This is a genomic window from Methylobacterium phyllosphaerae, assembly GCF_001936175.1.
GTDB lineage: Bacteria > Pseudomonadota > Alphaproteobacteria > Rhizobiales > Beijerinckiaceae > Methylobacterium > Methylobacterium fujisawaense.
In genome coordinates this window covers 5,507,030-5,519,290 of sequence record NZ_CP015367.1, presented here as the reverse complement: position 1 = coordinate 5,519,290, position 12,261 = coordinate 5,507,030, and the positions used below count along the sequence as shown (strand labels likewise).

Genomic DNA, 12,261 nt, shown 5'->3' with positions numbered 1-12,261 from the left:
CGCGGCTCTCAGCGGTCCAGCGCGCGGTCGAGGTCGGCGAAGACGCGGTCGTAGGTCGCCGCGAGGCGGTCGAGACGCAGTGCCAGTCCCTCGGCCGAGCGGCGGTGGAAGGCGCGGGCAAGCTGGAACTGGAAGGCCTTCGCCTCGCGGCTCACATCCGCGGCGGCCGCGGCCGCTGGCGCGAACCCACCGGCATCCCGCGCCTCGAGCCACGAGAGATGACTGGCGAGCATCTCGAAATTGGCGCCGAGCTGGCGCGTCGTATTGAAAGCGTAGGCGTGGAACACGCTGAGCGGCCGGCACACCAGATCCGCGGCCGTCGCCGCCAATGCGTCGCGGAACGCCAGGACGGGATTGCGGCGGGGCGCCCGGGCGCGATGCCGGACGAGCAGCGCGCGGGCGGCCCCCGGCAGGTCCGCGGAACTCAGGGGCGAGGCGACCGACTTCACGAACTCGGCGTAGGGCGGCAGCAGCGCCGGCGCGAAGATCCCGGCATAATCCGCCCCCGATAGCCGGAAGCGCCCGGCGTTGTGGAGGTAATCGAGTTCCTGGGTCACCGGGTCGAGGGCCAGGATGCCGATCGTGGTCTTGGCGTGGTCCCGGCCGTAGGTCGTCCCCTGGGTATCGGGCAGATAGATCGCGTCGACTTCGACCAGTACCGGGCGGCCGGCCTCCGCCTGACGCACGGCATGGGCCTCGAGGCCCCCGTAGACCGCGAGTTCCAGCACCTCCAGCCCGTAGAGCCGCTCGATGTCGCCGGGCGGCGGCTTGAAGAAGGTGAACTGGTCGCCCTCGAAATCCTGCCGCAGGGTGAAGCCCAGCATCGCCTCGGGCACGAGGCCGCGTCCATGCAGGAGCTCGATCCAGAGGTCGACGTAGCAGTTCGTCTCCGGCCAATCGCGGCCGGACCCGTGGAGCGGGTGCGGGACGTAGGGTCCCGCGGCTCCGAGACCCTCCGGCCGGCGCAGAGCGGCGGTCACCGCCTCAACCCCACAGCTCGGCGCGGACGGCCTCAGGCCAGGCGGCGAGATCGAGCCCGTGGTGGCGCAGCAGCGCCAGGGTGATCCGCTCCAGGCCGAAGCCGACGCAGGCCGTATGGGCGACCGCGCCATCCGCCTGATGCAGGTCCCAGGTGCTGCCGAAATGGTCCTGGTGATAGTTGAAGCTGAGACAGGCGGTCGGCTTGTCGACGCTGTTGACCGGGACGTTCAGTTCGAACTTGAGGCCCTGCGCCCGCTGGTTGTTGGCGAGCATCCGGCCGGCGCGTCCGAAAAACGGGTCGTTGGCCGCGTCGATGGCGAGCGGAAGACCGAGGTCGCGCATCATCGCCGTGCCGCGTTCGAGCCACGACTCGCGGAAGGCCAGAACCTGCTCGGGACTGCCCATGCGCACGTATTCGCGCATGCGGAAGAGCTGCATCCGGGTCGGCTCCAGCGAGGGCTCGCGCCGGAAGCAATAGGATTGCAGGTCGAAGAGGCGGCCCGCGGCGGGCAGCGCCCCCCGGGCGGCAGCCACCGGATAGACCGGGTAGCAGGCGGCGGGCGTCAGGACGACGTCGGTGGCCTCCTGCTGGCCGGTCCAGTCGGTCCCGGCCTCCAGACAGGCGAGGATCTCGGCATGGCCGCGGGCGTCGCCGCAGAAGCTGTGGACGGTGCCGGCGAGGTTCGGGAACCCCTTGAGGTACCCGCTGCGCTCGAAGGCCGACCGGCTCATCGCGGGCGGGAAGCGCAGCACCTCGGCCCCCTCGGCGGCGCCGAGACGCGTGATCATCCGGTCGAGGGCGTTGACGACGCTCTCGAAGCCGCCGCTGCGGCCGTAGAGGCCGTCGACGCCGGTCCGGACCAGCAGCCCGTGGTCGAACAGGCGGTCGAGGAACGTCGGACCGCCGGCCGGCTCGTCCTCGGGGAGGACGTCGCCGGCGGGAGAGGAGATCGATTCCATCACGCACTCATGAGCTGGCCGCTGCCCTTCTGCACGAGCAGGAGCTTGGCGGTGTTGGCGAGGATGCGATCGTTGCCGATCATCAGCGGTGCGGAGAGGACGTCGCGCAGCGGCCGTCCCAGGCTGAAGGGCGTGTCGTTCCTGTATCCGGCGAGACCGACGATCGCGAGCGCACCCCGCACGATCTCGACCGCCATGTCGGAGACGGTGACCTTGAGGTTGTTCAGCATCACGCAGAAGCCGACGGAGCCGATCGTGTCGGCGTCCCCGTGCGCATCCTCGAAGCGGCGCAGGGCCGACACGATGGTGCCGCGCATAGCCTGGTGGGCGTTGGAGACCTCGGCCAGCCTCAGGGCCGTGGGCGGGACCTGTCCGGGCCGCCGTCGGGCCTCGGCCTGCACGAAGGCGCGGGCGCGGTCCACCGCGTAGGTCGCGATCCCGTACCACACGCTGCTCCACAGCAGGTGCGACGAGGCCAGCATCGACTGGGCGGCGATCTCCGCGAACGGCTTCGGCAGGATCTGCTCGACCGGGACGTTCCGGGCCTCCAGGCGGAAGCCGTCGCTGCACGTCCCGCGCATCCCGAGGGTGTCCCAATCCCCCGTGCGCACCAAGGAGATCTGATCGGCCATCAGCGCGACGAGGACCTGATCGGACGTCGCCGCGTCCGGATGGCGCCGGGCCGTGGCGAGGATCAGGTCGGCCCGGGCGCCGTAGGAGATCACCGACGCGTCCTTGCCGAGGGCGAAGACCTCACCGGTGGTCTCCACGGCGCAGAGGCTGTTGCGCAGGTCGCCGCCGATGCCGGCTTCGGTGGTCGAGGAGGCGACCAGCAATTGCTCGCGGGCGATCCGCTCCATCAGGCGGCCGTGCCACGGGCTGTCGAGCCCGTGGGTCACGAGGCTCGACACCTTGATGTGGTGCATCGCGAACACCATCGCGGCGGCGCTGCAAGCCTGCCCGAGCGTGCTGCACAGCTCGGCGATCTGGACGAGACCCGCTCCCTCGCCGCCGAACTGCCCCGGGATCTGAAGACCGAGGAGGCGCTCGGCCTTCAGCGCCGCCACCGCCTCTTCGGGGAAGCGGCCTTCGCGATCGACGGCGTCGGCGTGACGCGCCGCCACCGCCGCCACCCGCTCGGCGCGCGCGGCAAACGTGCTCATGCGGCTTCCTGCTGGATCAGCGTGGAGACGGCCTCGCGAATCGCGCGGATGGACGAGAACGACTTGCGGTTCAGGAGTTCATCGGGGAACTCGATGTTGAAGCGCTCCTCCAGCGCCAACATCAGCTGCACCGAGCCGAACGAATCCAGCCCGCGATCGAACAGGCTGTCATCCTCGGAGAGCTGGTCGGCCTTACCGGCGAAGGCTTCGTTCGATCCTAGGATCTCACGGATATCCTGAGCGATGTTCAAGGCGGAACTCCCTATTCCAATCATAACGACGCTATTGAATGGATCGGCCCGCCGTCAAATTATCTATTGATTAATAGTAAATAGCCGTGCGCGTGTTGCGATACGGGGATGCGAGCGGCGTATCCAGGCAGCTCACGCGGCCCGAGCCCTATATTGGCCGCCGCTACCTTTACGATCACTTTCCGGCTCTTTATTTCGCGACCGACTCTCCCGCCAATTCGCGGATTCAGCAACTTACGCGCTTAAATGCGCGGCGTGACGTCAGTTCGGGATGAGGAGCCATTTAGGACGATTCGGGACTCGTCGTGACGTGGCGGGGCCATCGTGGCCATAAGGTTGCGGCTTCGCCTGTCCCGGGCGGAGCCCCAGGCATCAGCCGGCGCGCGATGATCGACAATCTTCAAATTCTGCGTGCCGTCGCGTCATACCTTGTCTTCCTCACGCATTACGGCCTGTATATCGGACCGGTTTTGCCGCGACCGGATCTCCTGGCCTTCGGCGCCTTCGGCGTGGACGTCTTCTTCGTCCTGTCCGGGTTCATCATGTTCGTGAGCACCAGCGGCCGCCGTGAGAGCCCCGGTGGGTTCCTGCTCCGCCGGGCGTCGCGCGTCGTCCCGGTCTACTGGCTCGTCACGATCGGCCTGGCGCTCATCGCGCTGACCGGCCTGAAGCCCATCGGGATCATGGAGGTCCGGCCGGACTACCTCATCCAGTCGTTGCTGTTCCTGCCGTTTTCCCGCGGAGGCTTCATCGAGCCTCTGAATTCCGTCGGCTGGACGCTCAACTACGAAATGTTTTTTTACGTGATCTTCGCGGGCCTGCTGCTGGTGCCGAAGCCCGCCGTCCGGGCGCTGGGCGCGGCCGCAATCTTCCTCGCGTTGATCCTGCTCGGACTTCTGCCCGTCCCGGGCCTGTACTGGGCCTACTACACGAAGCCGATCATCATCGAGTTCGCCGCCGGCATCGGCCTGGGCTACGCCTATCTGCGCCTCGGCATCCCGCCCGCGGGCTTCCCGGTCAGGCGCTTGGCCTGTGCCGCCCTGTCCGCGGCGGCGCTGCTCGTCCTCGGCGGCCAGATCGCCACCACGCTGCTCGACGCCAGCCCCGAATTGTCTGGCTTCGCCCGGCCGCTGGTCTGGGGCTCCGCGGCCGTCCTCGTCGTCGGCGCGATGCTGCTTCTGGAGCAGGGCGGCGTCGCGCTGAAATCGCGCTGGCTGCTCTCGCAAGGCAATGCCAGCTACTCCTTCTACCTGGTCCACAACCTGCTGCTTCACATCGCCGCCAAGCTCGCAGCGCTCCTCGTCGCCCCCGGATACGCGCGTGCCGCTCTCATCTTCGGCATCGCGTTTCCGGCCTCTGTGGCCGCGGGAGAGGTGCTGTTCCGATATGTCGAGACCCCTCTGATCGCCGGCCTGCGACACCGGCTCCATCGACGGACGCGTCCTGCCTCTCAGCCGACGCCGATCGCCTCGTAGCCTGCGCCACGCAGGATCTCCGCGGCGCAGGCCGCGACCGGCTTGCGCTGCCAGTGCATAAACCGAAGCCACGCGCTGACCGTGCAGAGAATGCCGATCATTAACGTTACTAATTCATAAAAATTAAGTTTACACTCGGTATTACGCATCTGAACAGGGCCTATTTCCAACTGTTGTCGAGGCGGTGACCCCTTTTTTAGGGCCGATGTCTCCATTACTCTTTCCAGTGCGCCTCTGCTCGCTGTCACAGGCGGGGGCGGCAAGACAGTATTGATTGGTCCCGCGTCTGGCGCGCCGACGAGGAAGCTGTGATGCGTGTCGCGATTGTTCACGACTGGTTGTATATCGTCGGTGGCGCCGAGCGTGTCCTCGAGCAGCTGCTGCGGATCTATCCCGACGCGGATGTCTTCGCGCTCTTCGATTTCCTGTCCGAAGAGGATCGGGAGCGGCTGGGCTACACGCAGGCGCGGACAAGTTTCATCCAGCGCATGCCCTTCGCGCGGACGCGGCACCGGAACTACCTGCCTCTGATGCCGCTCGCGATCGAACAGTTCGACCTCTCGGCCTACGATCTCGTCATCTCCAGCAGCTACGCGGTGGCCAAGGGCGTCCTGACCGGACCCGACCAGCTGCACGTCTCCTACATTCACTCGCCCATGCGCTACGCCTGGGACATGCAGCATACCTACCTGAGGGAGAGCGGCTGCGACGCCGGGATGAAGAGCCTGCTCGCCCGGCTCATCCTGCACCGGATGCGGGTCTGGGACTTCCGCACCGCGGCCGGACCCAACGCGATCGTGGCCAATTCCGCCTTCGTCGCCCGGCGCATCCACAAGGTCTACGGCCGCACCGCCGAGGTCATCCACCCGCCCATCAATCTGCCGAGCCAGCGCTACGACGGGCCGCGCGGCAACCACTTCCTCGTGGCCAGCCGGCTCGTGCCCTACAAGAACGTCGAGGCCGTGATCCGCGCCTTCGCCCTGCTTCCCGATCTCGAACTCGTGGTGGCGGGCACCGGGCCGGATGCGGCACGGCTGCGGGAGATCGCCGGGCCCAACGTGTCGTTCTCCGGCTTCGTCTCCGACGGGGAATTGCGGCGCCTCATGGCCACGGCCCGGGCCTTCATCTTCGCGGCCGAGGAGGATTTCGGGATCATCGTGGTCGAGGCCACGTCGGAGGGCACGCCGGTCCTCGCGCTGGGCCGCGGCGGCGCCCGCGAGACGGTTCAGGTCCGCGGCCCGCAGCGCACCGGGATGTTCTTCGACACGCCGGAGCCGCAGGCCATCGCCGATTGCGTGGGCCGGTTCCTGCAGCAGGAAAGCCTGTTCACCCGTGAGGCCTGCTGGGCGCAGGCCGAGATGTTCTCGGCCGAGCTGTTCCGGAGCCGCTTCGCGAGCTTCGTCGGTCAGCAGATGGCTCTCCATCAAGCCGCCTGCGAGACGCGCCCGCGGATCCTGCCGCGGCTCGAAGCCGTCGGCTGAGGACGCGCCGCATGTCCTTCCTGACTGTCGATCTGGCCGACCGGGCGCCGGTCCGCGCCCTCCCCCAGGAGCCGATGCGCGGCGGCCCGCTGGCCGCCGCCCTCTCCCGGATCTGGCATCGCCGCTACCTGTTCGCAGCGGTGTTCGTCGGGATCCTCGGCCTCGCCGTAACCGCCCTGCTGATGATTCAGCCCCAATACGTGGCGAGCGGCTCGGTGATCGTCGCCGAAGCGGAGCCCGGGGCGAACAACGCCTCCATGGCCTGGATCCAGAAGATCGGCGATCCGGCCGATATCGAGAGCCAGATCCTGGTGATCCGCTCGCCCCGGCTGCTGCGTCTCGCGATCGACGACGGCCTGATCGCGGCCGTCATGGCCGAGTGCCGCTCTGCGGCGACCCGCGGGCATCCCGACGAGATCAGCGCCAAGAAGGAAGCGGCCTGTACGAAGCTCACGACGGATCGCAACGCCCTCGTGGAGTATCTTCAGAAACGCTACACGGTCCTGAGTTCGGGCCGCTCGCGCATTATCACCATCGGTTACAAGTCGCCGCTGCCCGACACGGCGCAGACGATGGCCAACGGCCTGATCAACGCCTTCCTGGAGGATCAGCGCGAGACGCAGGCCTCGAGCCGGAAGGCGGCCGCCGACTGGCTGCATGCCGAGATCAGCCAGCTCGATGCATCGATTCGCGCGGACGAGACCCGGATCCAGACCTTCCGCCGTCGCAAGGGCCTGCTGAAGGGCTCGACGGCCCCGATCAGCGCCGAGCGACTGACCAGCATCAGCCAGCAGCTTGCCGCTGCGGAGGCGGCCAAGGCGGATGCCGCCGCGCGTCTCAGCGAGATCGAGAACAAGGGCGCTCGCGGCGCCGACAGTGCCCCGGCGGTGCTGGCCAGTCAGACCGTCGTATCCCTGAAGCAGCAACTCAGCGGCGTCAGTGCGCAGCTCGCCAACCAGAGCACGCTGCTCGGGGCGAGCCACCCGGTCATCCGGGCGCTCGAGACCGAGCAGGCGAGCCTGCGCACGCGGATCGAGCAGGAGGTCGGCAACGTGGCGAAGGGCTTGCGCAAGTCCTACGAGGCGTCGAACGCCCTCGCCAAGTCGCTGCGCGCCCAGCTCGAAACCGCCAAGACCGACGCCGCCGCCGCCATGGACGACGAGGCCTCGATCGAGGGCATGGTCCGCAACGCGGAGATCAAGCGCACCCGCTACGCCGATCTGGTGAAGCGGGCGGGCGAGCTGGAGACCGAGCGGCGCATCCTCACCGGCAGCACGCGGCTGGTCAGCCTCGCCGAGCTGCCGCAGGAGCCGTTCTCGCCGAAGGCCGTGCCGTTCCTGGCGGGCGGCTTCGTGCTCGCGGGCGTCCTCGCCGCCGCTGCCGCGCTGCTGCGCGACTACACCGACCGACGGGTGCGCAGCTCCGCGCAGCTCATGGCCGGCACCGGCGCCCCAGTCTTCGCGCAGCTGCCCAGCCTGGAGCCAGCCGGGCTGGTGGGACGCTTCTCCGAGCGTCAGCGGGCGCTCGACCTCCCGGAGGCCCTGGCGCGGGCGCGGGTCGATCCGGTGATGCAGAACGTCCTGCGCAACCTGCACGCCCATCTCGTCCTGGCAGGCTCCGGCAAGTCCCGCGTCATCCTAGTGACCTCGGCGAAGCCGCGCGAGGGCAAGTCGTTCACGGCCTTCGCGCTGGCCGGGATCGGCGCCGCCGGCGGGCGACGGGTCCTCGTCGTCGAGTGCGACCTGCGGCGCCCGAATTTCGAGGCGTCGCTCGGGCTCGGCCGCGGGCCGGGCCTCGGCGGCGTGCTCCGCGGCAAGATCGACCCGGCCGAGGCCGTGGTCCCGGCCGGGCGCTTCGACGTCATCCCGGCGGGGACGCCGACGGCCGACTCAACCGAGCTTCTGATGAGCGACCGGATGGCGGGCTTTCTCGACTGGAGCCGCCGCTACGACCTTGTCCTTCTCGATACGCCGCCCACCAGCCTCCTGATGGACGCGCCGACGCTCGCCCGCCACGTCGACGGGGTGCTCTGCTGCGCCCGCTACGGCCGCTCGCAGCTCTCCGACACCGTCGAGACCGTGGCGAACCTGCGCCGCGCCGGCGGACACGTGCTCGGAATCGCGATGACGATGGTCCGGCCGGGCACCCAACCGACCTACGATGTGATGCCGCTGCCCGATCCACGCACGGCCGCGGGCGCCCGATGACAGACGTCCTTCCCGCCGCGACGCTTCCGGAGCGTGGCTCCGTCGACCGGGTTTTGGCCGCCCGGTCCGGGATCGCCGCGCGTCCCAGCGTTCTGTTCGTCAGCCACACCGGCACGATGTCGGGAGCGGAACTGGTGCTCCGCGACGCCGTCCAGCCATGGGCGGGTTCGACCGCCTTCCTGTTCGAGGACGGCGCCCTCACCGACGCCCTGCGCGGGCAGGGTCTGGAGATCCGTCTTGCACGGCGTCGGACCTCCCTGGCGGCTCTCCGGCGGGATGCCTCGCCCCTGAGCGCCCTGCCGGTGCTGGGCCGGCTCGGCGCCCTGGCCCTGGAGATCGCGCGGGCGGCGCGCGCCTGCGACGTCGTCTACGCGAATTCGCAGAAGGCTTTCCTGCTGTCCGCCTTCGCCGCGCGCTGCGTCGGACGCCCCCTGGTCTGGCACCTGCACGACATCCTCGACAGCGCGCATTTCGGGCGTGCCCAGCGCATCGCCCAGGTGTGCCTCGCCAATCTCTGCGCGACCCGGGTGATCGTGCCGTCCGAAGCCGCAGCGCGGGCCTTCGTTCAGGGCGGGGGACGCCGATCCCTGATCCGTATCGTGCCGAACGGCCTCGACCTCGACCGCGACCCCCGGCCCGCCGCGGCGCTGCGCGCGGAACTCGGCCTGCCGGCGGGTCCGCTCGTGGGCGTGTTCAGCCGCATCGCGCCCTGGAAGGGACAGGACGTGCTGATCGAGGCGCTCGCACGCCTGCCCGGCTTCCACTGCATCGTGGTGGGGGCGCCGCTCTTCGGCGAGGATGCCTACGCGGCGCATCTGAGGGACCTTGTGGCCAAGTACCGGCTGTCGGACCGGATCACGTTCCTCGGCCAGCGCGACGACGTCCCCCGACTGATGCAGGCGGTCGACGTGGTCGTGCACCCCTCGGTCGATCCGGAACCGTTCGGCCGCACCCTCGTCGAGGCGATGCGCGTCGGCGTGCCGGTGGTCGCCACGGATGCGGGTGCCTCTGCGGAGATTCTCGACTGCGGGGCGGCCGGAACGCTGGTGCCGCCACGGCGACCGGACCGTTTGGCGGCCGCCCTGACGGAGCTGCTCGACAATCCCGACGCCTTCGCGACGCGAACCGATCTCGCCCGGGACCGGGCACTGTCCCGCTACGGAGCGGACCGGATGCAGCGCGCGCTCGCCGACATCATCCTCCAGGTCGCCGGCCGCGCCTGACGGGCCGGCAATCCCTCCCCTCTCCTCCGGAGACGTCAGAACCGCAATGCCGCGCGTCCTCGTCAACATGCCGAGCCAGCATGCCGGTCGGCCGTCGGGCGTCGCGCTCGTCGCCTTCCGGGTGATCGCCGGCCTGATCGCGCGCGGCACCTTCACGGTGGTGCTCCGCTCTCCCTGGCGCCGCGACCAGCTGCCGGCGGCGATCCGCGACCGCGTCGAGGTCGTGACGGTGCCGCGGCCGCGGATCATGCTGCTCGACGTCCTGCGCCAGAGCCTCGTGGTCCCGCGGCTGTGCCGGGCCCTGGACATCGACGTGGTGCTGAACGCCGACCCCTACGGTGCGGCCTTCGGCGGTCGCGCGCGGGTGAGCGTCGTGCACGATCTCTATTTCCGCACGCTCCCCGAGCGCATCCGCTCCCGCGAGGCCCTGACCACCGATCCGATCTTCCGGCTGGTGCTGGGCAACAGCGCACGGGTGATCACCGTGTCCGAGGCGACCCGGCGCGATCTGGAGCACCATTATCCCCGGCTTCGCGGACGGGCGCAGACCGTGCCCTCCGCGGCGATGCTGGATCCCACGCGCGACGGGCCCCGGGCCGGAATCCCGGCCAGGCCCTTCGTGCTGGCGGTCGGCAACGCCCTGTACAACAAGAACTTCGCGACCCTCGCCCGCGCCGTGGTCGGGCTCGGCCGGCCGGGGATCGGGATCGTGCACGTGGGCGAGGATCCCGACGAGGCGATCGCCGCCGCGCTCGGCGGCGCCCCGGTGCCGCTGACGCGTCTGTCGCGGATCGACGACGACCGGCTGGCGGGCCTCTACCGCGCGGCCTTGTGCCTGTGTGTCCCGTCCTTCGCCGAGGGGTTCTGCCTGCCCGTGCTGGAGGCGCAGGCCCTCGACTGCCCGGTTCTCTGCTCGGACCGCTCCGCGACGCCCGAGATCGCCGGAGCCGGTGCCCTGACCTTCGATCCCGCCGACGCTGCGGCGCTGACCATGGGCCTGCGCCGCCTGCTCGACGAGCCGGGGCTCCGGGCCACGCTGATCGCGCGCGGCCGCGACAATGTCCGTCGCTACGACTGGGCCGAAACCGCCCGCCGCTACGAGGGCCTGCTGCTCGACGCGCTCCGGGACGGCGCTCCGGCGCGCCCCGCTCGGGAGGTGCCGCATGCGCATCCTGCACCTTAGCTCGCTCTATCCGCCCGAGCAGGTCGGGGGCGCCGAACTGATGGTCGAGACACTCGCCCGGACCCAGGCGGGCCTCGGCCACGACGTTGCCGTCGTCTGCGCGGCACGGGCGCAGGGCGAGCCGGTCCTTCAGGACGGCGTCACCGTCTATCGGACCGGCCACGGAACGCCCTTCCACATCCTCGACTGGCCTGAACGCGGGCGGCTCGACCGCCTTCGCTACAAGCTCGCCGCGCAGTGGAACCGACCCACGCTCGACCGGATGGCGGCGGCGGTCCGGGATTTCGAACCCGATCTCGTGAACACGCACTCGATCTCCGAGCTGCCGCCGGCGCTCTGGCCGATGCTCCGGCAGCTCGGACTGCCGATCGTGCACACGCTCCACGACTTCACCAGTCTTTGCACAAACGGCGCGATGGTGCGGGACGGCCGGCCCTGTGACGGCCAGCATCTCAAATGCCGCCTCTACGGTAGGATCCACCGGCGCTGTCAACGCGCCGTGACGGCTCTCGCCGCCGTGGGCTCAGACATCCTCGAGCGTCATCTCGATGCCGGCTTCTTCACCGACGTGCCGCCGGCGCTGCGCCGGGTGATCTGGAATCCGATCCCGCCCGGCCTGCCGCCGGCACGGCGTCCGCGGGTTCCGGGGGCGCCGGTTCGGTTCGGCTATCTGGGTCGGATCGAGGCCGCCAAAGGCTTCGACACGCTCCTCGAAGCCTGCCGGAGCCTGCCGCGGGCAGGCTGGAGCCTCTCCGTTGCCGGCCGCGCCGTGGACGGGCTCGACCGCTACCGCGCCCGGGCCGAGGGCCTGCCCGCGACCTTCCTGGGTTACGCGGAGCGCGACGCCTTCCTGGATGGCATCGACTGCCTCGTCGTCCCCCCGATCTGGCCCGAACCCTTCGGCCGGACGGTGGCGGAAGCCTACGGGCGCGGCGTCCCGGTGATCGGAACCGCCAGCGGCGGCATCGGCGAGCAGGTCGGACCGGGGCCGTGGCTGGTGCCACCGGGCGATGCCCCGGCACTCGCCGCCGCGATGGCCCGGATCGTCGCGGAGCCCGCCCGCCTCGCAGAGGGGCTCGCCCGCGCCGCCCGCATCCGCGCCGGCACCGACCCGGTCGTCGTCGCGGCCGCCTATCTCGACCTCTACGCCGCGACCCGCGACGCGGCCCGCCCCGAACTGCCTCTCGAGCTTTCCGCGCGCGCGGAGCGCCCGCACCTCAGCGAGTGCCGTCCATGATGACCCCGACCCTGTCCTCGACCTATGCCCGGATCCTCACCGAGGAGCCGCGCCCCCAGGGCCAGGACCGGCCGAGCGATCAGGCCGCCGCACGCGCGGT

11 protein-coding genes are annotated in these 12,261 nt (G+C 70.0%); 6 read left to right on the top strand and 5 right to left on the bottom strand.

Going from position 1 to position 12,261, the window contains the following annotated elements:
* Nucleotides 1-8: 8 nt before the first annotated feature.
* The 4 genes from MCBMB27_RS25315 to MCBMB27_RS25300 are packed head-to-tail and all read right to left on the bottom strand — an operon-like array spanning nucleotide 9 to nucleotide 3,355.
* Nucleotides 9-980 (bottom strand): DUF1839 family protein, encoded by a 972-nt coding sequence (locus tag MCBMB27_RS25315; RefSeq protein ID WP_075381545.1) that lies wholly within the window; start codon nucleotides 978-980, stop codon nucleotides 9-11.
* A gap of 4 nt (nucleotides 981-984) precedes the next feature.
* A complete protein-coding gene (locus MCBMB27_RS25310; protein WP_170861853.1) occupies nucleotides 985-1,941 on the bottom strand; it encodes an amino acid--[acyl-carrier-protein] ligase in 957 nt (318 codons plus the stop codon).
* Nucleotides 1,941-3,104, bottom strand: a complete 1,164-nt coding sequence (locus MCBMB27_RS25305; protein WP_043353391.1) for an acyl-CoA dehydrogenase family protein — start codon at nucleotides 3,102-3,104, stop codon at nucleotides 1,941-1,943. The genes MCBMB27_RS25310 and MCBMB27_RS25305 overlap by 1 nt, the downstream gene beginning before the upstream one ends.
* Entirely contained in the window at nucleotides 3,101-3,355 is a 255-nt protein-coding gene (locus MCBMB27_RS25300) for an acyl carrier protein (protein WP_043353394.1), read from the bottom strand. Before MCBMB27_RS25300 ends, MCBMB27_RS25305 begins: the two co-directional genes overlap by 4 nt.
* A 386-nt stretch (nucleotides 3,356-3,741) precedes the next feature.
* Here MCBMB27_RS25300 and MCBMB27_RS25295 point away from each other — a divergent pair, with 386 nt between their 5' ends.
* Entirely contained in the window at nucleotides 3,742-4,830 is a 1,089-nt protein-coding gene (locus MCBMB27_RS25295) for an acyltransferase family protein (protein WP_075381544.1), read from the top strand.
* Here the strand turns inward: MCBMB27_RS25295 and MCBMB27_RS29785 are convergent.
* The gene (locus MCBMB27_RS29785; RefSeq protein ID WP_159020373.1) at nucleotides 4,806-4,979 is read right to left on the bottom strand and encodes a hypothetical protein; all 174 of its coding nucleotides are present in this window, start codon (nucleotides 4,977-4,979) and stop codon (nucleotides 4,806-4,808) included. The two genes, MCBMB27_RS25295 and MCBMB27_RS29785, sit on opposite strands and share 25 nt — an antisense overlap.
* Nucleotides 4,980-5,141: 162 nt before the next feature.
* On the opposite strand from MCBMB27_RS29785, the gene MCBMB27_RS25290 reads away from it, so the two are divergent.
* Genes MCBMB27_RS25290 through MCBMB27_RS25270 form a run of 5 tightly spaced genes read left to right on the top strand, consistent with a single transcriptional unit; the run spans nucleotide 5,142 to nucleotide 12,161 of the window.
* On the top strand, nucleotides 5,142-6,311 hold the full coding sequence (locus MCBMB27_RS25290; protein WP_043755085.1) for a glycosyltransferase: 1,170 nt from the start codon (nucleotides 5,142-5,144) through the stop codon (nucleotides 6,309-6,311).
* A gap of 11 nt (nucleotides 6,312-6,322) precedes the next feature.
* Nucleotides 6,323-8,518 carry a GumC family protein gene (locus tag MCBMB27_RS25285; protein ID WP_075381543.1) on the top strand — a complete coding sequence of 732 codons (2,196 nt, stop codon included), beginning with the start codon at nucleotides 6,323-6,325 and terminating at the stop codon, nucleotides 8,516-8,518.
* On the top strand, nucleotides 8,515-9,741 hold the full coding sequence (locus tag MCBMB27_RS25280; RefSeq protein WP_083683707.1) for a glycosyltransferase family 4 protein: 1,227 nt from the start codon (nucleotides 8,515-8,517) through the stop codon (nucleotides 9,739-9,741). The genes MCBMB27_RS25285 and MCBMB27_RS25280 overlap by 4 nt, the downstream gene beginning before the upstream one ends.
* Nucleotides 9,742-9,787: 46 nt before the next feature.
* Nucleotides 9,788-10,924, top strand: a complete 1,137-nt coding sequence (locus MCBMB27_RS25275; protein ID WP_075381542.1) for a glycosyltransferase family 4 protein — start codon at nucleotides 9,788-9,790, stop codon at nucleotides 10,922-10,924.
* On the top strand, nucleotides 10,905-12,161 hold the full coding sequence (locus MCBMB27_RS25270; protein ID WP_075381541.1) for a glycosyltransferase family 4 protein: 1,257 nt from the start codon (nucleotides 10,905-10,907) through the stop codon (nucleotides 12,159-12,161). Before MCBMB27_RS25275 ends, MCBMB27_RS25270 begins: the two co-directional genes overlap by 20 nt.
* The last annotated feature ends 100 nt before the right edge of the window (nucleotides 12,162-12,261 follow it).

What these genes read in the sequence shown, in the direction of transcription:
- MCBMB27_RS25275 (WP_075381542.1), top strand. Translation starts at nt 9,788, where the DNA reads ATGCCGCGCGTCCTCGTCAACATGCCGAGCCAGCATGCCGGTCGGCCG.
- MCBMB27_RS25310 (WP_170861853.1), bottom strand. Translation starts at nt 1,941, where the DNA reads ATGGAATCGATCTCCTCTCCCGCCGGCGACGTCCTCCCCGAGGACGAG.
- MCBMB27_RS25305 (WP_043353391.1), bottom strand. Translation starts at nt 3,104, where the DNA reads ATGAGCACGTTTGCCGCGCGCGCCGAGCGGGTGGCGGCGGTGGCGGCG.
- MCBMB27_RS25280 (WP_083683707.1), top strand. Translation starts at nt 8,515, where the DNA reads ATGACAGACGTCCTTCCCGCCGCGACGCTTCCGGAGCGTGGCTCCGTC.
- MCBMB27_RS29785 (WP_159020373.1), bottom strand. Translation starts at nt 4,979, where the DNA reads ATGCGTAATACCGAGTGTAAACTTAATTTTTATGAATTAGTAACGTTA.
- MCBMB27_RS25270 (WP_075381541.1), top strand. Translation starts at nt 10,905, where the DNA reads ATGCGCATCCTGCACCTTAGCTCGCTCTATCCGCCCGAGCAGGTCGGG.
- MCBMB27_RS25285 (WP_075381543.1), top strand. Translation starts at nt 6,323, where the DNA reads ATGTCCTTCCTGACTGTCGATCTGGCCGACCGGGCGCCGGTCCGCGCC.
- MCBMB27_RS25295 (WP_075381544.1), top strand. Translation starts at nt 3,742, where the DNA reads ATGATCGACAATCTTCAAATTCTGCGTGCCGTCGCGTCATACCTTGTC.
- MCBMB27_RS25290 (WP_043755085.1), top strand. Translation starts at nt 5,142, where the DNA reads ATGCGTGTCGCGATTGTTCACGACTGGTTGTATATCGTCGGTGGCGCC.